A 25,363-nucleotide genomic window follows, 5' to 3' on the forward strand; every position below is an offset into this window, starting at 1 on the left:
AATTTAACGATTAGAATGAAGCTAACAAAATCTCCCCCTGATCTACAATATTTGAAGCTTGAGAAGGCATCATTTATTCATTATCAGCTATCTCCATCCGAATTAATTGAAAACTCAATAGCTAATGGTGAAGCCATACTAGCTGAAAATGGTGCACTAGCGGCAGATACTGGCGAGTTTACTGGTCGTTCGCCACGTGATCGATTCATAGTTTGTGATGAAATTACTGAGCAATCAGTTTGGTGGGGTGAAGTAAATATTAAATTTGATGCATTAAAATTTGATGTTTTATTTGATAAAGTAACAAGCTATCTCTCCGAAAGGGCAGTTTTTGTAAGAGATGCTTATGCTTGTGCTAGCGAAGAGTACCGTTTAAACATAAGAGTAGTTACAGAAACTGCCTATCAAAATTTATTTGCAAATAATTTATTTCTAAGGCCTAAGGGCGTAAACAGTGCGTTTATTCCCGAGTGGACCATAATTGCTGCGCCGGGATTTAAGGCAAATCCTGAGATTGACGGCACTAGGCAAGCTAATTTCTGCATTATTAATTTTGGCAAGAAAACAATTCTGATTGGCGGTACTGGATATACAGGTGAAATAAAAAAGAGTATTTTTTCGGTTCTAAATTTCATTTTGCCACATTATCATCAAGTACTTTCAATGCACTGTTCTGCTAATATTGGGGAAGATGGGGATACCGCATTGTTTTTTGGATTGTCGGGGACTGGTAAAACAACTCTTTCTGCGGATCCAGATCGCAAATTAATTGGCGATGATGAGCATGGATGGAGTCAGGAAAGTATTTTTAATTTTGAAGGGGGTTGTTATGCAAAATGTGTCGACCTAGATCCTGAAAAGGAGCCTCAGATTTTCAATGCCATAAGATTTGGTTCATTATTAGAGAACGTTAATTTTCAAAAAGATAGTAGAACCGTTGATTTTGGGAATATTGATAAAACTGAAAATACGAGAGTAGCTTATCCAATACATTATATAGAAAATGCTTTAATCCCCTCAATTGCTTCTGCCCCTAAAAACATATTTTTTCTAACAGCAGACGCCTTTGGTGTTTTACCTCCAATATCTAAATTAAATTCTGAGCAGGCTAAATATCATTTCATTTCAGGTTATACCGCAAAAGTAGCCGGAACAGAAGCCGGTGTAACAGAGCCTCAATTAACCTTTTCTGCTTGCTTTGGTAAAGCTTTTTTGCCACTTCATCCTTCAAAATATGCCGAATTATTAGCGCAGAATATTGAGAAGTTTAATGTTAATGTTTGGCTTATTAATACTGGTTGGACAGGTGGTAGATATGGTACTGGTTCAAGAATGAAGCTTTCTTATACCAGAGCTATGATTAAATCAGCATTGAATGGCGGATTAAAAAATGTTGAATTTGAGGAACATCCTTTATTTGGATTGGCAATACCTACCATTTGCCCAGGTGTTCCATCCCATATTTTAAATCCTATAAATACTTGGCAAGACAAAAATGCTTATAATCAGACCGCAAATAGTTTAGCAGAGGCATTTGTATCAAATTTTAAACAATATTCTTAATCTATTGATTATGTGTAAGTTATTGTTTAATTTCATCAATTCTTCCTTATTTACAATTAAAAATTGCAATGTAAATTTGCATTTACAATAAAAAATAGTTTTTATTGTAAAACGATTGCTGGTAATTAAGGGCGATCTTCTTTTAGAATAGCAATATCTTGCTAGGTTCTAGGGAGTGGCATTGACAGGATTGAATTAACAGGATTAAAAAATATTCAAAAAGTTTTTTTTTATTCTAAAATTATATTTTTGTTAACCTTTGATGGTGACAAAAGTATTTTTATATATTTATCAAAAATTATTGTTAGAAAAACATTACTAAATAAAAATTAATCAAGTCTATTATCTAATCAACAACTAAAACTAAATTTTAAAAAAATGGCGAACGCACCAAAACCAACAACAGCTAAGAAAGAAAGCTCTGGTTCAAGCATTTTTGCAAGTATGTCTATCGTGATGTGTATCCTTGTCGGAGTACTTCTATGGAAATTCGTAATGGGTGATGCATCTAATTTTGAAGGTGGAGATCCTGAAAACGGTCATCCACTACCTGGAAACTACTTTGGTATGGTTTACAAAGGCGGTTATGTAGTTCCAATGTTAATGGGATTATTCTTAATGGTTATTGTATTTTCTATCGAGCGTTTCTTCGTTATTGGTAAAGCTACTGGTAAAGGAAATATTGATGCTTTTGTTAAGAAAATTCAAGGTTTTATTAGCACTGGAAACATTGATTCAGCTATCTCTGAGTGTGATAAGCAAGAGGGTTCTGTTGCTAACGTAATCAAATCTGGATTAAAGAAATATAAGGAAATGGAAACTGAAACCAAAATGGATACTGAGCAGAAATGTCTTGCTATTCAGAAAGATATCGAAGAAGCAACTGCTTTAGAGATGCCTATGTTGGAGCAAAACTTAACAGTTATTGCAACTTTAGTTTCTATTGGTACATTAATGGGTCTATTGGGTACGGTAACAGGTATGATTAAGGCCTTCGCGGCATTATCAACTGCAGGTTCTCCAGATCAAGCTGCACTTGCAAATGGTATTTCTGAGGCATTGATTAACACTGCTACAGGTATTGCTACTTCAACTGTTGCTATTATCATGTACAACTTGTTTACTTCAAAAATTGATAAATTGACATACGCTATTGATGAGGCTGGTTTCTCTATCGTTCAAACGTATGCAAGTACTCATAAATAATAGAATTTGATTTTTATTCCGGGTTTTAACTAACCCGGAATATTTCAACTCTATATTAATTAGTTATTAATTTAAAAATAAGCAATGCCAAGAATTAAAGTTGCCAGAAAAAGTACAGCTATCGACATGACAGCAATGTGTGATGTGGCGTTTTTGTTGCTTACGTTTTTTATCCTTACAGCAACAGCACGTCAGCCAGAACCGCTACCAGTTGATACTCCGGCATCAACAGTTAAGTTCAAGTTGCCGGATGTAGATATTGCTACATTAACTGTTGGACAAGAAAAAGTATTTTTTGGAGTTCCGGGACAACCGATTAGAATTCGTACATTAGAATTAATGGGCGAAAAGTATCAGATTACGTTTACCGATGAAGAAAAAATGCGTTTTTCTCTAATGGAGAGTTTTGGAGTTCCTATTGGGAATCTTAAGCAAATCATTATGTTGAAAGGTGATGAGCGTAACGCAGAGGGCTTACAGCCAGGAATTCCTACTGATTCAGTAGGTGATCGTCCATCCGAATTGCACAACTGGCTTTTGTCAGCACGTTATGCAACTAAAGAGCTCAATAATGTTGATATGCGTGTCAGTATCAAAGGTGATTCAAGGGAAGAGTATCCTTCAATCAAAAAAGTATTGAATATCCTTCAGGATCAGAATATTAACAAATTTAGTTTGATAACCTCATTGAGGGGAAGCGAAGAATAACTCGTAAATAAATATAAAACGCGATGGCAGAATTAGATACCTCCGGCGGGGGTAAAGGTAAAGGCGGGAAAGTAAGAAGTAAAAAGCAATCAACACGTGTGGATTTAACTGCAATGGTGGATTTAGCTTTCCTTCTTATCACTTTCTTTATGCTTACCACTACGCTGGCTAAACCTCAGGCAATGGATTTAGCCATGCCTGATAAGGAAAAAAACGATCAGCAGGAATTAACCATTGCTGATAATAGAACAATGACCATACTTTTAGGCGCTAATAATCGTTTAGAGTGGTATATGGGGCTTGTTGACAAACCTTTAACTGCTCCTCAGGTTGATAATTATGGCAGAAATGGCATAAGAAAGGCTTTAGTCGATTATTCGAAAAAAGTTATTGCTACCACTGGTGATCCAAGTAAGGGCTTAATCGTTTTGATCAAACCAAGTGCACAATCAAATTATAGAAATTTTGTAGACATCCTTGATGAAATGAAAGTATCAAATATTGAAAGATATGCGATAGTTGAAATTTCTGACCCGGATATTGCTTTGTTAAAACGTGATGGTCTCTACAAATAATTATTTTAAACAAATATTTACCCTTTAAAGATTAATTATATGTTAGGGTCTAAAATAGATTTATTCAATAACCAATGGCTGGATGTAATCTTTGCCGGGAGAAATAAGAGCTATGGTGCTTATGAGTTAAGGAAAGATAATTCCAAAACTACTAGCCGTGCTGTTATTATTGGTTCATTGTTATTTATAATTGTGGTTTCGTTACCATTAATTATTAAATATATCTCCGGAATATTGCCAGAGGATGAGCAAATCCAGGTAACAGAAGTTGTATTGCAGCCACCTCCTCCAATAAATAAGGAAGAGTTGCCTCCGCCACCTCCTGAACCTCCAAAACCAAAGATCGATCAGATCAAATTTCCTCCTCCAGTAGTTGTACCGGCAGAAGAGGTTAGAGATGAAGAACCACCAACAGTTGAAGAATTGAAAGTGGCTGATCCTGGTCAGAAGACTATTGAGGGTGATCCAAATGCAGACATCGTAATCGATGAACCTGTTGGTGAAGCTCCGAAGCAAGCAGAAGTAACTGAAGATAACAGCATTAAAGATTTCGCTAGTGTTGAGGTACTTCCCGAGTTTGCTGGTGGTACTGAGGGATGGGGAAAATATCTTCGAAAAAATTTAAAGTATCCACCTATTGCTCGTGAAAATAATATCACTGGTCGTGTAATTATGAGTTTCGTAGTGGAGAAAAATGGCCAATTAACTGATGTCAAAGTATTGCGTGGTATCGGTGGTGGTTGCGATGAAGAAGCGGTTCGTGTATTGAAAAATGCACCAGCTTGGAAACCAGGTATTCAAAATGGTCGACCAGTAAGGGTTGCCTACACTATGCCTATATTCTTCCAATTGGCAGCACAATAGAATAAAATGTCTTTTTTAAAAAAAGAAGAGTTCAAACAGAAATCGCCCGCAAAGCGATTTCTGTTTATTTTAGGGCTAGGGATGTTTGCCCTTTATTTCGCTTTAGGTGTTGCTATTATCTTTTGGGAAGATTTTCCGATAAGTTTATCCTTTGAATATAGGCTAGCTTTTGCTATATTGCTTATAGTTTATTCATTTATCAGATTTGTTCGTTTACTTCGTTCTTAATAATAAATGACATGAAAAGGTTAGTTTCCGTACTTTACGTTTTTGGCTTTATTCTGCTTATCTCATGTCAGAGTAAACCGAGTGAAAAGCAGTCATATACCAGTGGCAAAGAGCAAATATTAGTCGATGAATCTTTTGCTCCAATTATTGAGGATCAGGCTTTTCTTTTTGAAAGCACCTATCCCAATGCAAAAATTGATTTAGTTCTAAAATCTGAAAATGAATTATTAAATTTGTTTTTAGCTGATAGTATTCAAGTTGCTATTCTTTCGCGCTTGCTAAAAGATGATGAAAAAAAGCATTTTGAATCAAAAAATATTAAAATTCGCTTAAACAGATTTGCGATTGATGGAATTGCGCTGATCACGCACAATTCTTCGAAATATGCTAATGTGGATGTGGCAGATATCATTAAAATCTTGAAGGGTGAGCAATCTTCACTTCAAAGTCTAGTTTTTGATAATGCTAATTCAAGTACAGTCAGATATTTTAAAGAATTGGCTGCTATTGACAAACTTCCCGCAACGGGCATATATGCGTTAAAGTCGAATGCTGATGTTATTAATTATGTAAATGACAATCCTGGTTCAATTGGTGTTGTAGGAGTTAATTGGATGGTGCAACCTCCAGTAGAACTAGAACCCATTGTAGCGGATTTAAAGATATTAGGTGTTAAAAATATAGCTGGCCAACCTGGTTCGGATGCTTATTATAAGCCTAATCAAAATGATATTGCTTTAGAGAAATATCCTCTTACAAGATCATTGTATGTTATAAATTGTGAAGGTGGTGCTGGTTTAGGCACAGGATTTGCCTCCTTTATTACTGGAGATCGTGGTCAAAGGATTGTATTAAAATCAGGACTTTTACCTGATAGCATTCCCTCACGAGAGATTAATATTGTAAATTAAATTATATTGAAATGATGAATAAGGCAGTTAAGATGACTCTGGGTCTAGTTTTTTTAGGTTCTTTGGTTTTTGCGCAGAGTTTAACTGATGCTAGAAAGGCTATTGATGCAGAGCAGTATCAAAAGGGTAAAGCAATGTTAAACACATTGACTAGTAGTCAAGCTACTAATCCTGAGAACTTTTTTTATTTAGGTAATTTATACCTAACCACCTCAACAATTAATATTCGTCCCGATTATATTGATTCTGCTAAAGCTGTTTTTGAAAAGGGAATCAGTGCTAATGCTGAATATGCATTGAATTTTGTGGGTTTAGGTGCTGTAGATCTTGCTAAAAAGGCAAATCCAAAGGCTAATTTTGATAAAGCTATTGCGCTTACCAAGAAGAAAGACCATTTAACAGATCTTTATATTGGACGTGCTTATGTAAATGCTCCCAAGCCAATGATCGCAGATGCTTTAGTGCATCTTAATAAGGCTAAATTATTGAATGAGAAAGATGCTCAACTATTTTTAGTTTTAGGCGATGCTTATCGCTCAGAAATGAAAAATAGTGAAGCTTTTAGTGCATACAGGACTGCTTTTGATTTGGATAAGACCTTTTTGAGATCAAAAATTGAGTTAGGTAAAATCAATAAAATGTCTAAGGCATTTGAGGAGGCAATTGCTGAATTTAATAGTGTTATTGCTTTGGATGCTAATTATGGACCGGCTTACAGAGAACTTGCTGAAACTTATTATCAATGGGCATGGACTTCTCAGAAGGAGTATGAAGGACGTATAAAGCAGGCATTGCAGTCTTATGAGAAATACATGGATTTAACAGACCGTTCATTGGATTCTCGCTTACGCCACGCAGATTTTCTATACTTGGCAAAAGATTTTAAGGCTTTAGAAGCTGAAGCTAACGAAATGGCTAAATTGGATAAAGTAAATCCGAGGGTATTACGTTATCTTGCTTACTCTTCTTTTGAAAATGGTAATTTCACTTCAAGTGCACAAGCACTTAAGGACTTTATTGCTAAAGTTGAACCTACTCGTTTGATTTCTCAGGATTTCTTATACTTAGGCAGAGCTCAAATGAAAGATACCACTCAGTTCCAAGCAGGTTTGGCAAATATTGAAAAGGCTGTATCCATGGATTCTACTAATGCAGTAGTAATGAGTGAAATTGGACAAGCGCTATACAAGGGTAAAAAGTATGTTGATGCTGCTCGTGCCTATGAGATAGCAATTAAAAACCCTGAAAGGGCATTACTTGATTATTATTATTTAGGGATGTCTTACTACTTTACCTATGGTGCACAAAATGCGGCTAAATTAAATCCTCCAAAGGATCTTTTAGTAAAAGCAGATACCGCATTTAGTTTCCTTGTTAAGAGATCTCCAACAACACAAGCTGGCTGGCAGTATAGAGGTAGAATTAATCGTCTCTTAGATGAAAATGATACTCAGGGTTTAGCAGTACCTTATTATGAAACTTATGTTAAGCTTGTAACTATTGACAAGCCTGAATTGGCGGCAAAGAGTACTCCAGGATTAATCGAAGCTTATAACTATTTAGGTTCTGTAGCCCTAAGAAAGGACTCAGACAAAGTGAAGGCAAAAGATTATTTCGATAAGGTTTTATTGCTGGATCCCGCAAACGTCACCGCTAAAGAGTCTGTAGCAGCTATTGCCAGCTTAAATTAATAGTAAAAAATATTTTTGAAGAAGCTCCTGAACATTGTTTAGGGGCTTCTTTTTTTATATATTTGCAGCGTATTATACATTATGGAAGCACAAAGCACATCATTAAGTTATCTACCAATAATCTTTCAGATTATTGTGGCGCTAGGTTTTGTAGGTTTAACTATGACTCTTACCCATTTAATTGGGCCAAAACGTAAAACATCTGATAAGTTAGTAGCCTTCGAATCTGGGATTAAGTCTGTAGGGAATGCGCGTCAGCCATTTTCTATTAAATATTTTTTAGTAGCAATACTTTTTGTTCTTTTTGATATTGAGGTGATTTTCATGTATCCATGGGCTGTAAATTTTAGAGAATTTGGAGTTAATGGATTAATTGAGATGTTCGTATTTATGGGCACTCTTTTGCTGGGCTTCATCTATATTATTAAGAAAAAGGCACTGGATTGGGAGTAGTATTTAGACTGGTTCTAAATATTGGTTTAAAAAATTGAAAGCATTTAATTTCTTAAATTTGGGCTCAATTCAGACCTGTCTGAATTGGGCTTTTTCTTTTAAAGGATTATGAGTGAAGTAAAAATAGTTGAAGCGCCTCCAGGTATTGAAGGATCTGGTTTCTTTGCAACATCAATGGATAAGGTTGTTGGTTTGGCACGTTCACATTCTTTGTGGCCATTGCCATTTGCAACATCTTGTTGTGGTATTGAGTTCATGGCTACCATGGGTTCACACTATGATTTTGCTCGTTTTGGTTCAGAGAGACCGAGTTTTTCACCTCGACAGGCAGATTTATTAATGGTAATGGGAACCATTGCAAAAAAAATGGGACCGGTTTTAAAGCAAGTATATCTTCAAATGGCTGAACCACGTTGGGTAATCGCTGTTGGAGCATGTGCAAGTAGTGGTGGAATATTTGACACCTACTCAGTAATGCAGGGAATCGATGAGATTATTCCGGTAGATGTATATGTACCGGGTTGTCCACCACGTCCAGAAGCAATTATTGATGGTTTCAATAAAATACAAGAACTGGTTAAAAATGAGTCGCTTCGTAGAAGAGAATCACCAGAGTATAAAGAATTATTAGCTAGATACGGAATCCAGTAATGGGCAAAATAAGCAACCAGCAAGTCGTACAAAGTTTAACTTCAAAGTTTGGGGATAAAATCACTATTCCTACGGAGCCTTTTGGCTTTTTAACTTTTGAAACTTCGGCCGACAATATCAGTGAAGTTTTACGCTTTCTAAAGGAAGATAAGGAACTTAAATTTAATTATCTAACGGACATTACTGGAATTCATTTCCCTGAGCAGGAACTTTCAATTGGTGTTATTTACCATTTGCATAGTCTTTCAAATAATGTTCGTATTAGAATTAAGGTTTTTCTTGATGGAAAAGCTCCCAAAATCCCTACGGCAACAAACCTATGGGAAGGGGCAAATTGGATGGAACGCGAGACCTTTGATTTCTTCGGAATTGATTTTGAAGGACATCCAAATCTTGTTAGAATTTTAAATGTTGATGATATGACGGTCTTCCCGATGCGCAGAGAGCATCCATTGGAAGACCCAAATCGTGTTGATAAAAAGGATTATTTCTTCGGAAGATGATGAATCACCCCATATTTACAGATAACGACCCTCAAAAGGAAACCATTACCCTAAATCTTGGTCCCACACACCCTGCAACCCATGGTGTATTCCAGAATGTTTTAGAAATGGATGGTGAGCGGATTGTAAGCGGCGTTTCAACGATTGGCTACATTCATCGTGCCTTCGAGAAAATTGCTGAACACCGACCATTTTACCAGATAACTCCATTAACTGACCGCATGAACTATTGCTCATCTCCTATCAACAATATGGGATGGCACATGACTGTTGAAAAACTATTAGGTATTGAAACTCCTAAAAGAGTTGATTATCTGAGAGTTATCGTTATGGAGCTTGCTAGAATTTCAGATCATTTAATTTGTAATGGAATTTTAGGTGTAGATACTGGTGCTTTTACTGGTTTCCTTTATTTGATGGAGGAGAGAGAGCATATTTACGAAATTTATGAAGAAATTTGTGGTGCTCGATTGACCACAAATATCGGCCGAATTGGTGGATTTGAGCGTGATTTTAATGATATCGCGTTTGCGAAAATCAAAAAGTTTTTAGTTAAGTTCCCTCCAATTTTAAAAGAATTTGAAGGTTTATTTAATCGTAACAGAATATTTATTGAGCGTACTTCAGGAGTTGCTCCTGTAAGTCCAGAGACAGCTTTAAATTACAGTTGGAGTGGGCCAATTTTGAGAGCTACTGGCGTTGATTATGACGTTAGAGTAAACGAACCATATTCTTCTTATCAGGATTTTGATTTTGATATTCCTGTTGGTACCACAGGCGATGTTTATGATCGTTATGTTGTTCGAAATGAAGAAATGTGGCAAAGCTTGAGAATTATTGAGCAAGCTTTACAAAAGATTGAAAAAGAACCTAAAGGTGTATTCCATGCGGATGTTCCTGAGTTTTATCTTCCTCCAAAAGAAGAGGTTTATAATAATATGGAGGCCTTGATTTACCATTTCAAAATTGTAATGGGAGAAATTGAAACTCCAAAAACTGAGGTTTATCACGCTGTTGAAGGTGGTAATGGAGAATTAGGTTTCTATTTAGTTAATGATGGCGGTCGTTCACCATATCGTTTACATTTTAGAAGACCAAGTTTCATTAATTACCAAATGTATGCCCCAATGAGCGCTGGTATGTTATTATCGGATGCCATAATAAACATGAGTAGCTTGAACGTAATTGCAGGAGAATTAGATGCTTAGTGTAACTGAACATAAAGAAATTGAATTTTCAGCAGACTTGATCAGCAAGTTTGAGGAAATTGTAAAGCGTTATCCGGAAGGAAAACAGAAATCAGCTTTATTGCCAGTCTTGCACCTTGTGCAAGCAGAATATGGCTGGGTTAGTCCGGAGGCTATGGACAAAGTAGCAAACTTCCTTCAAATTAAGCCTATTGAGGTTTATGAAGTTGCCACATTTTATACCATGTTTTTCCTTCGCCCACAAGGCAAATTTGTTTTGGAAGTATGTCGTACGGGTCCTTGTTGCCTAGTAGGTGCTGAAAAAATCATGAATCACATTGAAAAAACTTTGGGTGTGAAAGAGGGTGAAGTAACTTCTGATGGCAATTTCAGTTGGAGAGGGGTAGAATGTTTAGCAGCATGCGGAATGGCACCTGTTTTACAAATCGGACCTGAATATACTTTTTATGAGAATTTAACAGAAGAAAGTGTAGATAAATTGATAGAAAATTTAAAAAGTAAGATATAAGATAGGTATTTGGAGTTCAACTGAGTTTATTTATAAACCTCAGATCTCACATCTCTTATCTCACATCTCATATCTATAAAAGAATGGCTCGCAAGTTATTATTAGAGAATATTAATGTACCAGGAATTCACACATTCGATGTTTATCGTCAGAATGGAGGATACCGTGCTGTAGAAAAGGCTTTAAAGTCGATGACACCTGATGCTGTAGTTGAGGAGGTTAAAACTTCTGGCTTACGTGGAAGAGGTGGTGCTGGTTTTCCTACAGGCATGAAGTGGAGCTTTCTGGCTAAACCTGAAGGACGTGAGCGTTATTTAGTTTGTAATGCTGATGAGTCTGAGCCAGGAACATTTAAAGATCGCTATTTAATGACTCATATTCCTCATTTATTAGTTGAGGGAATGATTGTTTCAAGTTTTGCCTTAGGTGCAAAAACTTCTTATATCTATGTGCGAGGCGAAATGATGCCCCAAATCAGGATTTTGGAAAGAGCAATCGCGGAAGCTAAAAATGCCGGTTTTTTAGGTAAAAATATCCTTGGATCAGGTTATAATCTTGAATTATATGTCCAGCCAGGTGGTGGAGCATATATTTGTGGTGAAGAAACAGCTTTGATCGAATCACTTGAAGGTAAGCGTGGTAATCCTCGCATCAAACCACCATTCCCAGCTATTTCGGGTGTTTGGGGTTGCCCAACTGTTGTAAATAACGTGGAGACTATAGCAGCTGTTGTTCCAATTATCAATGAAGGTGGTGAAGAATATGCCAAAGTAGGAATTGGAAGAAGTACTGGTACAAAATTGATTTCTGCTTCTGGAAATTTGGCTAAGCCAGGGGTTTATGAAATTGAACTGGGACTTCCGGTAGAAGAATTTATATACTCAGAGGAATATTGTGGCGGAATAGCGAATGGAAAGAGATTGAAGGCGGTTGTTGCTGGAGGATCATCTGTTCCAATTTTACCTGCTAACTTAATTCTGAAAACTATTAATGGTCAGCCACGTTTAATGAGTTATGAGTCACTTTCAGATGGAGGCTTCCCAACAGGATCTATGCTTGGTTCTGGTGGATTTATAGCCTTAGACGAAGATCAATGTATTGTAAGAAATACTTGGAATTTCTCACGTTTTTATCATCATGAGAGTTGCGGACAGTGTTCGCCTTGTCGTGAGGGGACTGGCTGGATGGAAAAAGTTCTCCATAGTATAGAAAATGGTCATGGTAAAATGAGTGATATCGACCTTTTAGTTGATGTCTCAAAGAAAATAGAAGGAAATACAATTTGTCCCCTAGGTGACGCAGCCGCATGGCCTGTTGCTAGTGCAATTCGTCACTTCAGAGATGAATTTGAATGGCATGTTACAAATCCTAAGGCAGCGATGGAAGGTAATTATGGTTTAGCACATTATGCTGATCCTTTGCCGAAGTTGGAAGAGGAAATTCAAAATTAAACGATTCTTTAACAATGAGCGATAAAGTTAAAGTAACTATAGACGGGATAACGGTTGAAGTTGAACCGGGTACAAGTATTCTCAATGCTGCACGTCAGATTGGAGGGGATATTGTTCCGCCTGCTATGTGCTATTATTCTAAACTAGAAGGCAGTGGTGGTAAATGCCGTACCTGTTTGGTAAAGGTGAGTAAAGGTTCTGAAAAGGATCCTCGTCCGATGCCCAAACTGGTAGCTTCATGCCGTACTGGTGTAATGGATGGAATGGAAGTAGAAAATATTACTTCTCCAGAGGTGATTGAAGCACGTAAAGGTGTTGTAGAAATACTTCTGATCAATCATCCACTAGACTGCCCGGTTTGTGATCAAGCGGGTGAGTGCCATTTGCAAGATTTATCCTATGAGCATGGTGTTGCTGATACTAGGTATGAGTTTGATCGTCGTACTTTCGAGAAAATTGACATTGGAGACAAGATTCAATTGCATATGACTCGCTGTATTTTATGCTACAGATGTGTTTATGTGGCTGATCAGATAACAGAAAATCGTGTTCATGGTATTTTAGGGCGTGGTGATGCTTCTGAAATCTCAACTTACATAGAAAAGGCAATTGAAAATGATTTCTCAGGAAATGTTATTGATGTTTGTCCCGTAGGTGCCCTAACCGATAAAACTTTCCGTTTTAAAAACAGAGTTTGGTTTACTAAACCGGTTGATGCGCATCGTGATTGCCCAACATGTAAGGGCAAGGTAACACTTTGGTATAAAGGTGATGAGGTATTAAGGGTTACTGGACGTAAAGATCAGTTTGGTGAAGTAGAAGATTTCATCTGCAATACCTGCCGTTTTGATACAAAAAACACCACTGATTGGGTTATTGAAGGTCCGCGTCATATTTCACGTACTTCAGTAATTTCGTCTAATCATTATGAGATGACTCCTTTGCCTGTTATTATAGAGAATCCAAAATTGATTGAGGCGAATAAAATTGAATTTGATAGAGCAACAAAGGTTTAATGGAACTAGCATTTATAATAGAGAAATTCATCGTAGTAACGGTCATATTTTTGATCAGTTTAACTATAGCAGCCTATTCAACCCTTGCTGAAAGGAAAATTGCGGGCTACCTTCAAGATAGAGTTGGGCCAAACAGAGCAGGTCCCGGAGGTATGTTTCAGCCCTTAGCTGATGGATTGAAGATGTTTTTTAAGGAGGAAATTATTCCTGCAGACTCAAGTAAAGCGCTCTTTATTTTGGGCCCATCGCTTGCATTACTCACTTCATTAATTGGGAGTGCTGTTATTCCATGGGGACAAAGTATTGAGATTGCCGATCGCTTGGTAAGTTTGCAAATTGCTGATGTGAATGTTGGTATTCTATATATTTTCGGAGTAGTTTCTTTGGGAGTTTATGGAATTATGATTGGTGGTTGGGCATCAAATAATAAGTTTTCATTAATGGGGGCTATTAGAGCTGCATCTCAAAGTATCAGTTATGAAATTCCTATGGGATTGTCAATCATTGCTTTACTGATGACTACCAATACGCTGAGCATGAAAGAAATTGCTGAGCAGCAGCATGGAATAAATTGGAATATATTTTATCAGCCATTAGGATTTTTAATTTTCTTAGTGTGCTCATTTGCCGAAACAAACAGAACACCTTTTGATCTACCAGAATGTGAGACGGAACTTGTGGGTGGTTATCATACCGAATATTCAGGTTTTAAAATGGGTGCTTTCATGTTTGCTGAATATTTGAATATGTTCCTTGCTTCAGCAGTTATGTCAACCCTTTATTTTGGTGGATATAATTATCCGGGAATGGATTGGGTTAATGGCATGGCCGGACCATTATTCGGTCCACTAATTGGCATGGGTGTTTTGCTACTTAAAATCTTTGCATTTATTTTCTTTTTTATGTGGGTGCGTTGGACAGTTCCGCGTTTCAGATATGATCAGTTGATGAATTTGGGATGGAAAGTTTTAATCCCATTAGCAATAGCAAATATTGTTATTACAGGAATTGTTATTACGATTTACGATAAATTATAATACATCTGTTTATTGAATAAGCAGATAAATAATATTAAAAAATAACCTTTCAGGAGGATTTAGGGTTTATGGAACCATTAAGTAACAGAAAAAAAGTCTTAGAGCAGAAGCCAATGAATTTCTGGGAGCGTTTATATCTTCCGGCAATTTTTCAGGGTATGGGAATTACCTTCAAGCACATGTTCAAAAAGAAAGAAACAATTTTCTATCCGGAAGTTGAGCGTGAGTTCTCTGAGAATTGGAGAGGAATGCATTCTTTGAAAAGAGATGAGCAAGGTCGCGAGCGTTGTACGGCTTGTGGATTGTGCGCACTTTCTTGTCCTGCAGAAGCTATCACCATGATTGCTGCTGAGCGTCAAAAAGGTGAAGAGGCTTTGTATCGTGAAGAGAAATATGCAGCCGTGTATGAAATAAATATGTTGCGTTGTATTTTCTGCGGTTTATGTGAAGAAGCTTGCCCGAAAGAAGCAATTTATCTTGATGGACCAATTGTTCCCGCAGATTATTTAAGAAAAGATTTTATTTACGGAAAAGATAAATTAGTTGAAGAACCATTGAAGGTTTAACAGCGCTATAAATTTAAAATTGGGCAAGCCGGATCCTGTAAATAATTCGGCAGAAATTATACCTTTGCCCCATATTGGGTTAAAGATTAAAATACCTTATTAATGAGTATATCTCTATTTTATTTTGTTGCTTTCCTGTCCATATTCTTCGCACTTCTAGTGATTTTTGCGAAGAATCCGGTACATAGTGTGCTTTATCTCATTGTCACATTTTTTACATTCACTATTCATTACATTCTTTTGAATGCACAATTTTTGGCTATCGTGAATTTTATAGTTTACATGGGTGCAATTATGGTGCTATTCCTTTTTGTATTGATGTTACTTAATTTGAATGAGGGCTCTATTGGCTCAAAATCGAATTTGTTAAAAATGATTGGTGTAATTGGAGGAATGTGTTTGATAATTACATTAGTAGGTTCAGCCAGAGTATTAAATGCATCTGAACCATTGGTACTTCAAACTCAGGATTTAGGTTTAGTTAAAAATCTTGGGAAGGTGCTTTTCAGTAAATTTTTACTTCCTTTTGAGCTTTCCTCTATTTTATTGTTATCTGCAATGGTAGGCTCAGTTCTATTGGCTAAAAGGGATATTAAACAGGTATAAGAATGGAAAACGTAACACAAGCACTTCAGGGTGTACCTCTAAATCATTATATCTTATTAAGTATTATTATTTTCTCAATCGGGGTGATTGGAGTAATGATACGAAGAAATGCAATTGTGATTTTTATGTCTGTCGAATTAATGCTCAATGCAGTAAACTTATTGCTCACAGCATTTTCTGTGCATCATAATGATCCTTCGGGACAAGTATTTGTATTTTTTATTATGGCTTTGGCCGCGGCCGAAGTTGCAATTGGTTTGGCAATCATTGTTATGATCTACCGAAATACAAATTCTACCGATGTTAATATTTTGAATAAATTAAAGTGGTAATAAAGCAAGATCAATCGTTTTCGAATAGGTCAAAAAGAATAAAATAATGATAAATTTAGTCTGGTTAATTCCATTATTCCCACTCTTAGGTTTCCTTGTTAATGGCTTAGGTCGTAATACATTATCTAAGTCTGTAGTGGCATTTGTTGGGTGTCTGACTGTTCTGGCATCTTTTGCCGTCAGCTTAGGTGTGTTTTTTGAACTCAGCGCATCCGAAACAAAATCATTCATCATACCAATTTTTGATTGGATAAGTGCTGGGGCAGTTAAAATTCCATTCTCTTTCCTTATCGATCCATTGAGTGCACTTATGCTCTTAATAATTACAGGTATTGGCTTTTTGATTCACCTATATTCTGTAGGATATATGCACCATGATTCAGGTTTTGGTAAATTCTTTGCCTATTTAAACTTGTTCATCTTCTTCATGCTTTTATTAGTCCTAGGCTCCAATTATGTAGTCATGTTCATAGGCTGGGAAGGTGTTGGTTTATGTTCTTACCTACTCATCGGTTTTTGGTTTACAAATCCATCTTACGCTAGCGCAGCAAAAAAGGCATTTATCATGAATCGAATAGGTGATTTAGGTTTCCTAATAGCCGTATTTTTGATCTTTACAACCTTTAATAGTGTTGAATTTGCTCAAGTATTTCCACTGGCAGCCAATATGGCTTCGGGCGATTCCATGTTGATATTAATTACTGCCCTATTATTTGTAGGTGCAATAGGTAAATCGGCTCAAATTCCACTATTTACCTGGTTACCTGATGCAATGGCGGGGCCAACCCCTGTTTCTGCATTAATTCACGCAGCAACCATGGTTACTGCAGGTATTTACATGATTGCAAGATCAAACATTCTATTTACCCTGGCTCCTGAAACTTTGGCTGTGGTGTCAATCGTAGGACTTGCAACCTTATTTTTGGCTGCGGCAATTGCAGTTTCACAAACTGATATTAAGAAAGTATTGGCTTATTCTACAGTATCTCAACTAGGTTATATGTTTTTAGGACTTGGTGTGGGAGCTTATACTGGCGCATTTTTCCATGTAATTACCCATGCATTTTTTAAAGCCTTACTTTTCTTGGGTGCAGGATCAGTAATTCATGCAATGAGTAATGAGCAGGATATGAGGAATATGGGCGGATTGAAAAAGAAATTGCCTATTACCTTCTTAACCATGATGATAGGTACTATAGCAATTGCTGGATTACCTCCATTTTCTGGGTTTTTCTCTAAAGACGAAATTTTAGCTCATGTGTACGAGCATAATAAAATATTTTGGGGCATTGCCGTAATTGGCGCCATGTTTACTTCATTCTACATGTTCCGAATGATGTATCTTACTTTTAGTGGTAATTTCCGTGGGACAAGCGATCAGGAGCATCATTTACATGAATCTCCGGCAAGCATGACGATTCCATTGATTGTCCTAGCCGTATTATCTGCTCTAGGTGGCATTATCGGCATACCGGCAGTATTGGGAGGTGGTCATTGGCTTGAAAGCTTCCTTGCGCCTGTTTTTGCGGTCTCTGCATCTAAATCAGCTACACTTGCTTTAGATCATACAACAGAATATATTTTAATGGGTGTTTCAGTTGGTGGAGCATTAATCGCTATGATTTATGCCTATACTCGTTATGTGAAGCAATCGCATATCCCAGCTGAAGATCGTGTTGAACGTGGTACGCTTGCCCGTTTATCCTATAATAAATTCTTTATCGATGAACTTTATAATTCTTTAATTACTCGTCCGCTCGACGCATTATCAGGATTCTTCTTCAGAACTATTGATAAGCTAGGAATTGATGGTATTGTTAATGGTTTAGGTAAAGGTGCAATAGAATCAAGTAAAGGATTTAGATTGCTTCAAACAGGTATGGTAGGTTTTTATATCTTCATGATGGTTGCCGGCATACTTGCATTATTGTTTTACAGTATGTACAAAATTTAATATTAAGGAGTAGAACGAGATAAATGGAAATTTTACTATTACAGATTTTTATTCCAATAATTGCTGCACTGATTGTTCTTGTGTCAGGAAAAAGCATTGTGAGAGGTCTTTCGGGAGCATTCTCTTTGGTATCCTTGCTAGTTACGGTGTACATGCTATTGAATTTCAAGTCAGATGCTACAACACAATTCCTAGTTAATTTGGCATGGATACCTCAGTTTGGAATACAGTTTAAGGCGGGTGTGGATGGTATTAGCATGGTTTTATTGCTTTTAACCAATCTTTTAATACCAATTATAGTTTTATCAAGCTTCAAACAGGATATTAAAAATCAAAATGCGTTTTATGCATTGATATTCTTCATGCAAAGCGGTTTGCTTCTTGTTTTTACAGCTCTTGACGCGTTCCTTTTCTATGTGGGATGGGAAATTGCCTTGATTCCTGTATACTTTATCTGTGCACTTTGGGGTGGTGAAAATCGTATTAAGGTTAATTTAAAGTTCTTTATCTATACTATCGCGGGTAGTTTATTGATGTTATTGGCTATTATTTACCTGCATCTACAGACCCCTGGAAATAGCTATGATATTGCTGAGTTTTATAAGTTAAATCTGGATGCAACTACGCAGGGATGGATATTTTGGGCCTTTTTCATTGCTTTTGCTATTAAAATGCCAGTGTTCCCATTCCATACTTGGCAGCCTGATACCTATACTGAAGCCCCAACCGCTGGAACGATGCTTCTTTCAGGGATCATGCTTAAAATGGGAATTTATGGAGTAATTCGTTGGTTAATTCCAATTGCTCCGCTAGGTTTTGATGCTTGGGGTGAGACTGCCATGATTCTATCCATAATAGGAGTTGTTTATGCTTCCATTATTGCTTTTACCCAAAACGATATCAAACGATTAATCGCTTATTCGTCTATTGCACACGTAGGACTAATCTCTGCGGGTATTTTTGCTTGGAATTTGCAAGGTTTGCAAGGCGCAATGATACAAATGCTTAATCACGGTATTAATGTTGTTGGGATGTTTTTTATTGCTGATATCATTATCCGTAGATTAAATACGCGCGATTTGGGTCAAATGGGTGGCATTGCAAAACCTGCTCCTATGCTCGCTATTGGATTTTTAATTGTTTTACTCGGGACTGTCGCTCTTCCATTAACAAACGGATTTGTGGGCGAGTTTTTACTCCTGATGGGAGTCTATAATTACAATATTTGGTATGCCGCAATTGCTGGTTTGACCATCATTTTTGGTGCGGTTTACATGCTAAGAATGTATCAAAGAGTGATGCTGGGTGAGGTAAATACAAGTACAGCTAACTTTGGTGATATTGACTGGACTGAAAAGTTTGTTTTGCTGATTATTTCAGCCTTTATAATTTTAATAGGAGTATATCCGCAACCGATTCTGAATATTTCAGAAGCTGCAGTAATCAACCTGATTGAACAGGTTAATCAAAAGATTTTAGTTAAATAAAAGCATGAACGCATTAATAACCCTATCTGTTTTAGCCATTGTGGTTCTTTACCTAGGTTTGTATAAGGCAAAAAATGCTTTATTGCCTGTTACTTTATTGGGACTAGCAGGAGCCTTGGTTTTGAGTATTTTAGAATGGAATTCTGGTGCATCGCCAATTTATAGCGGCATGATGCTATTCGATAATTTTGCAGTTGCATTTTCATCGATTTGCATAGTTTCAACCATGCTTATCTTACTGATTTCAAAAGATTATTTTGAACAAATTAGTGAGCATGTTGCTGAATATTACACCATAATACTGTTTGCATTAATTGGTATCTTGATTATGGTTTCTTTCCATAATCTATCCATGCTTTTTATCGGAATTGAAATCATGTCTGTGAGTCTTTATATCCTTGCAGGTATCCGTAAGCAAGATTTTAAATCCAATGAAGCCGCATTGAAATATTTCCTTATGGGAGCATTCTCTACAGGATTTTTATTATTGGGTATTGCCTTTATTTATGGTGCAAGTGCCACTTTTGATTTAGGCTTAATTAAAGAATATGTAATTACTAATCCTTCAGGTATTTCACCTCTTTTTTATAGTGGATTAACTTTAATGATTATCGGTTTAAGCTTTAAGATTGGTGCTGCTCCGTTCCATTTCTGGACACCAGATGTGTATGAAGGATCACCAACTCTAATTACTGCCTTTATGAGCACTGTTGTTAAAACAGCAGGATTTGCAGCATTTTTAAGATTGTTCATAGTTTGTTTTGCGCCATTGCATGATTTTTGGATGCCTGTATTAATGGTAATTTCTGTTCTTACACTATTCATAGGTAATGTTACTGCCCTTTATCAGCATAGCTTTAAAAGAATGCTTGCCTATTCAAGTATTTCCCATGCAGGATATATGCTCTTTGCAATTGTTGCATTAGGCCCACTTTCAGAGAATTCGGTTTTTGTTTATGCGAGTGCTTATTCTGTGGCTTCAATTATTGCATTTGCAGTATTGATCTTAGTAAAACGCCAAACCGGATCTGATAATTTTGATAGTTTCAACGGACTCGCACGAACTAATCCTTTTATTGCTTTTACGCTTACAGTGGCTATGCTTTCTCTTGCAGGAATTCCTCTGACTGCCGGATTTATTGGAAAGTTCATGATGTTTTCAACCGCTCTTACTGAATATCATATGATTATGGTGGTATTGGCAGTGGTAAATGCAGTGATAGGTATTTTCTACTATCTAAAAGTTATTGTAGCCATGTATTTTAAGCCGGCAGAGCCAAAAGAACTTCAATCCTCAGCCTACTTTAATTTTGTATTAGGTGTTTCGGCCTTGCTAACAATAATCGTTGGAATTTATCCTAGTATTATATCCAACCTTTTCTAGGCTAAAATATTCTATAAATATTGTAGCTTTACGCATATCGAACTTATGCAAGAGATTTGGGATTATTTACAACATCTTATTGATCCAGTAAAATTACTGAGAGAGGGTGGATTTTATCTGCTTCTTTTTGTTGTTTTTGCTGAAACCGGTTTATTTTTCGGTTTTTTCCTACCTGGTGATTATCTTTTATTTCTTGCTGGCATGTTTGTTGCAACTGGCAAATTGGATGTTTCTATTTATGTGTTGCTAGTTGGTTTAATGGGGGCGGCTATAGCTGGAAATTTTGTAGGTTACTGGTTTGGTAAAAAAACAGGGCCTGTTCTGTATCAAAGAGAAGATACTTTTTTCTTTAAAAAGAAATATCTCAAAGCAGCTGAAGAGTATTATAGGAAACAAGGTGCTTTTGCTTTGATAATGGGACGATTTATTCCAATTGTACGAACATTTGCTCCAATAATTGCAGGTATTGTTAAGCTCGATTTTAAAAAATTTGCATTTTATAATATTTCTGGTGCATTTCTATGGATTACATCCTTAACTTTGCTGGGATTCTTTCTTGGTAGAAGTTTTGAAAAAGAAATCAATGATTACTTGTTATATATCATTGTTGGTTTCATATTGATTACTACTATTCCACTTGTTATTACCTATTTAAAGAGGAAAATTGGAGGAAATAGAGGCAATGAAGAAGAATCCAATTTCTAAAAATATGAATAAAGACCACCCCTGGCATAGCGTTTCTCCTGGTGAAGATATCCCTTCCACTGTAAATGCAATTATTGAAATCCCTAAAGGATCAAAAGCAAAGTATGAAATTGATAAAGATTCAGGTCTTATTAAGCTTGATCGTGTGTTATTTTCATCAGTGATGTATCCAGCTAATTACGGCTTTATTCCACAAACTTATTGTGATGATAAAGATCCATTAGATATTTTAGTTCTATGCTCAGTAGATGTTTACCCTATGTCGATTGTGGAAGCTAAAGTAGTTGGCGTGATGCACATGGTTGATAATGGTGAGCAAGATGATAAAATTATAGCTGTTGCGAAAAATGATATGTCAGTCAATTATATTGAAGATTTAAAAGAACTTCCTCCCCACACCATGACTGAGATTGTTCGTTTTTTTCAAGATTATAAGGCTTTGGAGCGTAAAAATGTAAGTATTGAGCATTTATTAGGCAAAAATTATGCTTATAAGGTAATAAAAGAAAGTTTAGAATTATATAAGACCACTTTCGTAAATTTATAAAATTATGGGTCTCTCTTTATTTTTAACATTTTTTCTTGTTTTTCTTAACGGTTTTTTCGTTGCGGCCGAATTTGCTCTGGTAAAAGTTAGAGCATCTCAAATTGAAATTAAAGCTAAAACAGGTAGTCGTGTAGCAAAAATTGCTAAGCACATGACTCAGCATCTTGATGGTTACCTGGCTGCTACTCAATTAGGTATAACTTTGGCATCGCTAGGTCTAGGTTGGGTAGGTGAAGCAGTAATGACCGATTTAGTAAGTCGATTCTTTAACTTTATTCAAGTAGACATGTCGTCGGCAGTGGCTACAAATATCGGCCATGTGCTTGCATTTGCCATTATTACAGTTTTACATATTGTCTTTGGTGAACTTGCCCCTAAATCTTTGGCAATTCAACGCCCGATTGGTACAACCATGGGTATTGCGCTTCCCTTGCACTTTTTCTATTTGCTTTTCAGGCCTTTTATATGGTTATTAAATGGCTTTGCAAATTTCATTTTGAAAATGTTAGGAATCAGTTCAGTTGGTGGTCATGAAGCTCATCATAGTTCTGAAGAATTACAATATCTGCTTGATCAAGGTAAAGAAAGTGGTGCGCTCGAAACCAATGAGCATGAACTTATTAAAAATGTGTTCGATTTTAATGAGCGTGTTGTAAAAAATATTATGGTGCCTCGGACTAAAATATCTGGGATTGAATTAAATACACCTCATAAAGAATTGTTAGAAGTTATTATTCATGAGGGCTATTCTAGAATACCTGTTTATGATGAAACTATTGATAAAATTGTAGGTATTGTTCATGCTAAAGATATTCTTCCTCTTTTAGCAGATAATAAAGAATGTATACTTAAAGATATTATCCGTAAACCCTATTTTATTCCTGAAACTAAAAAGATTAATGATCTTTTGAGCGAGCTTCAGCTAAAGCGAATTCAAATTGCTATTGTGCTTGACGAATTTGGTGGGACTGCCGGTATGGTTACTTTGGAAGATATTGTTGAAGAATTGGTTGGTGAGATTCAAGATGAATACGATGAAGAAAAGCCAATTGTTGAAAAATTATCAGACAATGAATTCATCATTGATGCTACCGCTTCAATTTATGATGTAAACGAATATCTACCACATGATTTACCTGAAGATGGTGATTATGACACCGTTGCAGGCTTGGTAAGTGAAATTTTCGGTAAAATTCCGGAAGTTGGGGAAGTGAGTGATTTTAATGGTTATACGCTAACGATTCTTAAAAAAGCAGATCAGAATGTTGAATCTGTTAAACTTGAATTGGTCATTAATAATGAGGATGCAGTAGATTTACGCTAAAAAAGGGAGATCGGATTATGCATATTTTCTATACACCCGATATCAATTCAAATACCCTAATTCTTAGTGAAGAAGAAAGTAAGCATTGTATAAAAGTCTTAAGGCTTGATGCAGGAAGTTTACTCCATTTAGTTGATGGTATTGGTGGTTTTTATGATGCTATCATTGAAGATCCTCATCCAAAAAGAACGAAGCTTAAAATTGTTAAGAAGATTGAAAACTTTGCTAAGCGAAATCATTATTTACATATCGCCATTGCGCCAACAAAAAATATTGAACGCATAGAGTGGTTCCTAGAAAAAGCTACCGAGATCGGAATTGATGAAATTACCCCTATAATTTGTGATCGCTCAGAAAGAAAAGAATTAAAGACTGAACGTTTAAATAAAGTAATTACCTCTGCTGTAAAGCAATCGATCAAGGCTTTTCATCCCAAATTAAATGAAGCCATTCGCTTCAGCGATTTTATAAGCAAAAACACAAATACCCAAAAGTTTATTGCTCATTGTATGGATGAAGGTAAAGTTGCAATTAAAGAGCAACTCATCCCCAATGGAAATTATCTAGTTATAATCGGTCCCGAAGGCGATTTTACCTTCCAAGAGCTCGAAGCCGCCGTAAACAATAATTATATACCCATTAGTTTAGGAGAGTCGAGGCTTAGAACCGAAACTGCAGCTTTAGAGGCCTGTTTTGAAATTAATTTTTTAAACAGATGAAAAATCTATTAAGCGCTGGCTTAGTATTTCTATTTTTTCTCTTGGTGGGATTCTCAATCAATGCGCCTTCCTATAAAATCGCTAAATTAAAGTATAATGGTGGGGGCGATTGGTATGCTAACCGGACAGCACTTACAAACTTGATTAGGTTTTGCAATAAAAATCTCGGGACAAATTTTGATCAAGAGGAAGCAATAGTTGAGGCTGGGAGTTCTGATATATTTAACTACCCATTTGTGTACTTAACAGGCCATGGAAACATTAAATTTTCTGATCAGGAAGCCAAAAATTTACGTAAATATTTAATGGGAGGAGGCTTTCTACATATTGACGATAACTATGGATTGGATAAATTTATAAGACCTCAAATGAAATTAGTTTTCCCTGAGCTCGACTTCGTAGAATTACCTGTACAACATCCTATTTATAATCAAAAGTTTAAATTCCCATTGGGACTTCCTAAAATACATGAGCATGATGGTAATCGAGCTTTAGGATTAGGATTAATTTATAAGGGAAGGCTCGTATGTTACTATACTTATGAAAGTGATCTTGGGAATGGTTGGGAAGACGCAGGTACATATCCTAGTGATTCTGAAGCAACTAGACAAAGGGCACTTCAAATGGGATCCAATTTAATTCAGTATGCACTAACTCAATAAATTATGCTTAAGGTAAAGGTTAATAATAAGTTCAATTTTGAGATTTCAACAGAAAAAAATCAGACATTAATTAATGGCCTTTCTTTTCAAGGAGATATTTTGAAAGTTAGTGATCGATCTTTTCATGTAATTTATAATGATAAATCCTACTATGCTGAGCTTATCGATTATGATAAAGCTGCAAAAACATGTAGCGTGAAAGTAGGAACTAATATTTATCCTATGCAAATGAGCGATCAATTTGATGAACTGTTGCATCAATTGGGTATGGATAATTTAAACAGCACTAAAATTGCAGAATTAAAGGCACCTATGCCTGGTTTAGTTTTGAAAGTTCTGGCAGCTGAGGGAGAAGAAATAAAAAAGGGCGGAAACCTATTAATTTTAGAGGCTATGAAAATGGAAAACATTATCAAAGCCCCCGCAGATGTTGTTGTAAAGTCTTTAAAAGTTAATGCTGGTGATAAGGTCGAAAAGAACCAATTGCTGATGGTGTTTTCCTGA

At 36.2% G+C, this 25,363-nt stretch carries 28 protein-coding genes; all 28 read left to right on the plus strand.

Annotated features, from left to right (window positions below):
- The first annotated feature begins 15 nt into the window (after positions 1-15).
- The 28 genes from pckA (at position 16) to QZ136_RS12895 (ending at position 25,363) form a co-directional block, all read left to right on the plus strand.
- The gene (gene pckA / locus QZ136_RS12760) at positions 16-1,563 is read left to right on the plus strand and encodes a phosphoenolpyruvate carboxykinase (ATP) (RefSeq protein WP_291404200.1); all 1,548 of its coding nucleotides are present in this window, start codon (positions 16-18) and stop codon (positions 1,561-1,563) included.
- Positions 1,564-1,941: 378 nt separating this feature from the next.
- Positions 1,942-2,769 (plus strand): MotA/TolQ/ExbB proton channel family protein, encoded by an 828-nt coding sequence (locus QZ136_RS12765; RefSeq protein ID WP_291404203.1) that lies wholly within the window; start codon positions 1,942-1,944, stop codon positions 2,767-2,769.
- A gap of 84 nt (positions 2,770-2,853) precedes the next feature.
- Positions 2,854-3,477: a biopolymer transporter ExbD gene (locus QZ136_RS12770; protein WP_291404205.1), complete on the plus strand. Its 624-nt coding sequence runs from the start codon at positions 2,854-2,856 to the stop codon at positions 3,475-3,477.
- 23 nt (positions 3,478-3,500) lie between these two features.
- Positions 3,501-4,052: a biopolymer transporter ExbD gene (locus tag QZ136_RS12775; protein ID WP_291404207.1), complete on the plus strand. Its 552-nt coding sequence runs from the start codon at positions 3,501-3,503 to the stop codon at positions 4,050-4,052.
- A gap of 39 nt (positions 4,053-4,091) precedes the next feature.
- Positions 4,092-4,916 (plus strand): energy transducer TonB, encoded by an 825-nt coding sequence (locus QZ136_RS12780; protein ID WP_291404209.1) that lies wholly within the window; start codon positions 4,092-4,094, stop codon positions 4,914-4,916.
- 6 nt (positions 4,917-4,922) lie between these two features.
- Positions 4,923-5,144 (plus strand): hypothetical protein, encoded by a 222-nt coding sequence (locus QZ136_RS12785; RefSeq protein WP_291404211.1) that lies wholly within the window; start codon positions 4,923-4,925, stop codon positions 5,142-5,144.
- An 11-nt stretch (positions 5,145-5,155) separates the two neighbouring features.
- Positions 5,156-6,055, plus strand: coding sequence for a substrate-binding domain-containing protein (locus QZ136_RS12790; protein WP_291404212.1), 900 nt, complete (start codon positions 5,156-5,158; stop codon positions 6,053-6,055).
- 11 nt (positions 6,056-6,066) lie between these two features.
- Complete coding sequence (locus QZ136_RS12795; protein ID WP_291404214.1) at positions 6,067-7,746, plus strand: hypothetical protein; 1,680 nt, start codon at positions 6,067-6,069, stop codon at positions 7,744-7,746.
- Between the two features lie 81 nt (positions 7,747-7,827).
- The gene (locus QZ136_RS12800) at positions 7,828-8,199 is read left to right on the plus strand and encodes an NADH-quinone oxidoreductase subunit A (RefSeq protein ID WP_291404216.1); all 372 of its coding nucleotides are present in this window, start codon (positions 7,828-7,830) and stop codon (positions 8,197-8,199) included.
- 108 nt (positions 8,200-8,307) lie between these two features.
- The gene (locus QZ136_RS12805) at positions 8,308-8,850 is read left to right on the plus strand and encodes an NADH-quinone oxidoreductase subunit B (RefSeq protein WP_291404218.1); all 543 of its coding nucleotides are present in this window, start codon (positions 8,308-8,310) and stop codon (positions 8,848-8,850) included.
- On the plus strand, positions 8,850-9,353 hold the full coding sequence (locus tag QZ136_RS12810; protein WP_291404220.1) for an NADH-quinone oxidoreductase subunit C: 504 nt from the start codon (positions 8,850-8,852) through the stop codon (positions 9,351-9,353). Before QZ136_RS12805 ends, QZ136_RS12810 begins: the two co-directional genes overlap by 1 nt.
- Entirely contained in the window at positions 9,350-10,561 is a 1,212-nt protein-coding gene (locus QZ136_RS12815) for an NADH-quinone oxidoreductase subunit D (protein ID WP_291404222.1), read from the plus strand. The genes QZ136_RS12810 and QZ136_RS12815 overlap by 4 nt, the downstream gene beginning before the upstream one ends.
- Positions 10,554-11,069, plus strand: a complete 516-nt coding sequence (locus QZ136_RS12820) for an NAD(P)H-dependent oxidoreductase subunit E (protein WP_291404224.1) — start codon at positions 10,554-10,556, stop codon at positions 11,067-11,069. Before QZ136_RS12815 ends, QZ136_RS12820 begins: the two co-directional genes overlap by 8 nt.
- An 83-nt stretch (positions 11,070-11,152) precedes the next feature.
- Positions 11,153-12,520, plus strand: coding sequence for an NADH-quinone oxidoreductase subunit NuoF (gene nuoF / locus QZ136_RS12825; protein ID WP_291404226.1), 1,368 nt, complete (start codon positions 11,153-11,155; stop codon positions 12,518-12,520).
- A 14-nt stretch (positions 12,521-12,534) separates the two neighbouring features.
- Positions 12,535-13,536 (plus strand): 2Fe-2S iron-sulfur cluster-binding protein, encoded by a 1,002-nt coding sequence (locus QZ136_RS12830; RefSeq protein ID WP_291404229.1) that lies wholly within the window; start codon positions 12,535-12,537, stop codon positions 13,534-13,536.
- A complete protein-coding gene (gene nuoH, locus QZ136_RS12835) occupies positions 13,536-14,573 on the plus strand; it encodes an NADH-quinone oxidoreductase subunit NuoH (protein ID WP_291404231.1) in 1,038 nt (345 codons plus the stop codon). Before QZ136_RS12830 ends, nuoH begins: the two co-directional genes overlap by 1 nt.
- 68 nt (positions 14,574-14,641) lie before the next feature.
- Positions 14,642-15,139, plus strand: a complete 498-nt coding sequence (locus tag QZ136_RS12840) for an NADH-quinone oxidoreductase subunit I (RefSeq protein ID WP_291404233.1) — start codon at positions 14,642-14,644, stop codon at positions 15,137-15,139.
- Between the two features lie 102 nt (positions 15,140-15,241).
- Complete coding sequence (locus tag QZ136_RS12845) at positions 15,242-15,745, plus strand: NADH-quinone oxidoreductase subunit J (protein ID WP_291404235.1); 504 nt, start codon at positions 15,242-15,244, stop codon at positions 15,743-15,745.
- 2 nt (positions 15,746-15,747) lie between these two features.
- Entirely contained in the window at positions 15,748-16,077 is a 330-nt protein-coding gene (gene nuoK, locus QZ136_RS12850) for an NADH-quinone oxidoreductase subunit NuoK (RefSeq protein ID WP_291404237.1), read from the plus strand.
- Between the two features lie 46 nt (positions 16,078-16,123).
- Complete coding sequence (gene nuoL / locus QZ136_RS12855) at positions 16,124-18,031, plus strand: NADH-quinone oxidoreductase subunit L (RefSeq protein WP_291404239.1); 1,908 nt, start codon at positions 16,124-16,126, stop codon at positions 18,029-18,031.
- Between the two features lie 23 nt (positions 18,032-18,054).
- Complete coding sequence (locus QZ136_RS12860) at positions 18,055-19,518, plus strand: NADH-quinone oxidoreductase subunit M (RefSeq protein WP_291404241.1); 1,464 nt, start codon at positions 18,055-18,057, stop codon at positions 19,516-19,518.
- Between the two features lie 4 nt (positions 19,519-19,522).
- Complete coding sequence (locus QZ136_RS12865) at positions 19,523-20,902, plus strand: NADH-quinone oxidoreductase subunit N (RefSeq protein ID WP_291404243.1); 1,380 nt, start codon at positions 19,523-19,525, stop codon at positions 20,900-20,902.
- Positions 20,903-20,947: 45 nt separating this feature from the next.
- Positions 20,948-21,607: a DedA family protein gene (locus QZ136_RS12870; RefSeq protein ID WP_291404245.1), complete on the plus strand. Its 660-nt coding sequence runs from the start codon at positions 20,948-20,950 to the stop codon at positions 21,605-21,607.
- 4 nt (positions 21,608-21,611) lie between these two features.
- Positions 21,612-22,154: an inorganic diphosphatase gene (locus QZ136_RS12875; RefSeq protein WP_291404247.1), complete on the plus strand. Its 543-nt coding sequence runs from the start codon at positions 21,612-21,614 to the stop codon at positions 22,152-22,154.
- A gap of 4 nt (positions 22,155-22,158) precedes the next feature.
- Positions 22,159-23,478 (plus strand): hemolysin family protein, encoded by a 1,320-nt coding sequence (locus QZ136_RS12880; RefSeq protein ID WP_291404249.1) that lies wholly within the window; start codon positions 22,159-22,161, stop codon positions 23,476-23,478.
- A gap of 17 nt (positions 23,479-23,495) precedes the next feature.
- Positions 23,496-24,197 (plus strand): 16S rRNA (uracil(1498)-N(3))-methyltransferase, encoded by a 702-nt coding sequence (locus QZ136_RS12885; protein WP_291404251.1) that lies wholly within the window; start codon positions 23,496-23,498, stop codon positions 24,195-24,197.
- The gene (locus tag QZ136_RS12890) at positions 24,194-24,859 is read left to right on the plus strand and encodes a DUF4159 domain-containing protein (protein WP_291404253.1); all 666 of its coding nucleotides are present in this window, start codon (positions 24,194-24,196) and stop codon (positions 24,857-24,859) included. The genes QZ136_RS12885 and QZ136_RS12890 overlap by 4 nt, the downstream gene beginning before the upstream one ends.
- 3 nt (positions 24,860-24,862) lie before the next feature.
- Entirely contained in the window at positions 24,863-25,363 is a 501-nt protein-coding gene (locus tag QZ136_RS12895) for an acetyl-CoA carboxylase biotin carboxyl carrier protein subunit (RefSeq protein ID WP_291404255.1), read from the plus strand.

The sequence above is a fragment of the Daejeonella sp. genome, assembly GCF_017495225.1.
In the GTDB taxonomy this organism is placed as follows: domain Bacteria; phylum Bacteroidota; class Bacteroidia; order Sphingobacteriales; family Sphingobacteriaceae; genus Daejeonella.

Coding starts and splice junctions, on each gene's coding strand:
- pckA (WP_291404200.1), top strand. CDS start 16: ATGAAGCTAACAAAATCTCCCCCTGATCTACAATATTTGAAGCTTGAG.
- QZ136_RS12765 (WP_291404203.1), top strand. CDS start 1,942: ATGGCGAACGCACCAAAACCAACAACAGCTAAGAAAGAAAGCTCTGGT.
- QZ136_RS12770 (WP_291404205.1), top strand. CDS start 2,854: ATGCCAAGAATTAAAGTTGCCAGAAAAAGTACAGCTATCGACATGACA.
- QZ136_RS12775 (WP_291404207.1), top strand. CDS start 3,501: ATGGCAGAATTAGATACCTCCGGCGGGGGTAAAGGTAAAGGCGGGAAA.
- QZ136_RS12780 (WP_291404209.1), top strand. CDS start 4,092: ATGTTAGGGTCTAAAATAGATTTATTCAATAACCAATGGCTGGATGTA.
- QZ136_RS12785 (WP_291404211.1), top strand. CDS start 4,923: ATGTCTTTTTTAAAAAAAGAAGAGTTCAAACAGAAATCGCCCGCAAAG.
- QZ136_RS12790 (WP_291404212.1), top strand. CDS start 5,156: ATGAAAAGGTTAGTTTCCGTACTTTACGTTTTTGGCTTTATTCTGCTT.
- QZ136_RS12795 (WP_291404214.1), top strand. CDS start 6,067: ATGATGAATAAGGCAGTTAAGATGACTCTGGGTCTAGTTTTTTTAGGT.
- QZ136_RS12800 (WP_291404216.1), top strand. CDS start 7,828: ATGGAAGCACAAAGCACATCATTAAGTTATCTACCAATAATCTTTCAG.
- QZ136_RS12805 (WP_291404218.1), top strand. CDS start 8,308: ATGAGTGAAGTAAAAATAGTTGAAGCGCCTCCAGGTATTGAAGGATCT.
- QZ136_RS12810 (WP_291404220.1), top strand. CDS start 8,850: ATGGGCAAAATAAGCAACCAGCAAGTCGTACAAAGTTTAACTTCAAAG.
- QZ136_RS12815 (WP_291404222.1), top strand. CDS start 9,350: ATGATGAATCACCCCATATTTACAGATAACGACCCTCAAAAGGAAACC.
- QZ136_RS12820 (WP_291404224.1), top strand. CDS start 10,554: ATGCTTAGTGTAACTGAACATAAAGAAATTGAATTTTCAGCAGACTTG.
- nuoF (WP_291404226.1), top strand. CDS start 11,153: ATGGCTCGCAAGTTATTATTAGAGAATATTAATGTACCAGGAATTCAC.
- QZ136_RS12830 (WP_291404229.1), top strand. CDS start 12,535: ATGAGCGATAAAGTTAAAGTAACTATAGACGGGATAACGGTTGAAGTT.
- nuoH (WP_291404231.1), top strand. CDS start 13,536: ATGGAACTAGCATTTATAATAGAGAAATTCATCGTAGTAACGGTCATA.
- QZ136_RS12840 (WP_291404233.1), top strand. CDS start 14,642: ATGGAACCATTAAGTAACAGAAAAAAAGTCTTAGAGCAGAAGCCAATG.
- QZ136_RS12845 (WP_291404235.1), top strand. CDS start 15,242: ATGAGTATATCTCTATTTTATTTTGTTGCTTTCCTGTCCATATTCTTC.
- nuoK (WP_291404237.1), top strand. CDS start 15,748: ATGGAAAACGTAACACAAGCACTTCAGGGTGTACCTCTAAATCATTAT.
- nuoL (WP_291404239.1), top strand. CDS start 16,124: ATGATAAATTTAGTCTGGTTAATTCCATTATTCCCACTCTTAGGTTTC.
- QZ136_RS12860 (WP_291404241.1), top strand. CDS start 18,055: ATGGAAATTTTACTATTACAGATTTTTATTCCAATAATTGCTGCACTG.
- QZ136_RS12865 (WP_291404243.1), top strand. CDS start 19,523: ATGAACGCATTAATAACCCTATCTGTTTTAGCCATTGTGGTTCTTTAC.
- QZ136_RS12870 (WP_291404245.1), top strand. CDS start 20,948: ATGCAAGAGATTTGGGATTATTTACAACATCTTATTGATCCAGTAAAA.
- QZ136_RS12875 (WP_291404247.1), top strand. CDS start 21,612: ATGAATAAAGACCACCCCTGGCATAGCGTTTCTCCTGGTGAAGATATC.
- QZ136_RS12880 (WP_291404249.1), top strand. CDS start 22,159: ATGGGTCTCTCTTTATTTTTAACATTTTTTCTTGTTTTTCTTAACGGT.
- QZ136_RS12885 (WP_291404251.1), top strand. CDS start 23,496: ATGCATATTTTCTATACACCCGATATCAATTCAAATACCCTAATTCTT.
- QZ136_RS12890 (WP_291404253.1), top strand. CDS start 24,194: ATGAAAAATCTATTAAGCGCTGGCTTAGTATTTCTATTTTTTCTCTTG.
- QZ136_RS12895 (WP_291404255.1), top strand. CDS start 24,863: ATGCTTAAGGTAAAGGTTAATAATAAGTTCAATTTTGAGATTTCAACA.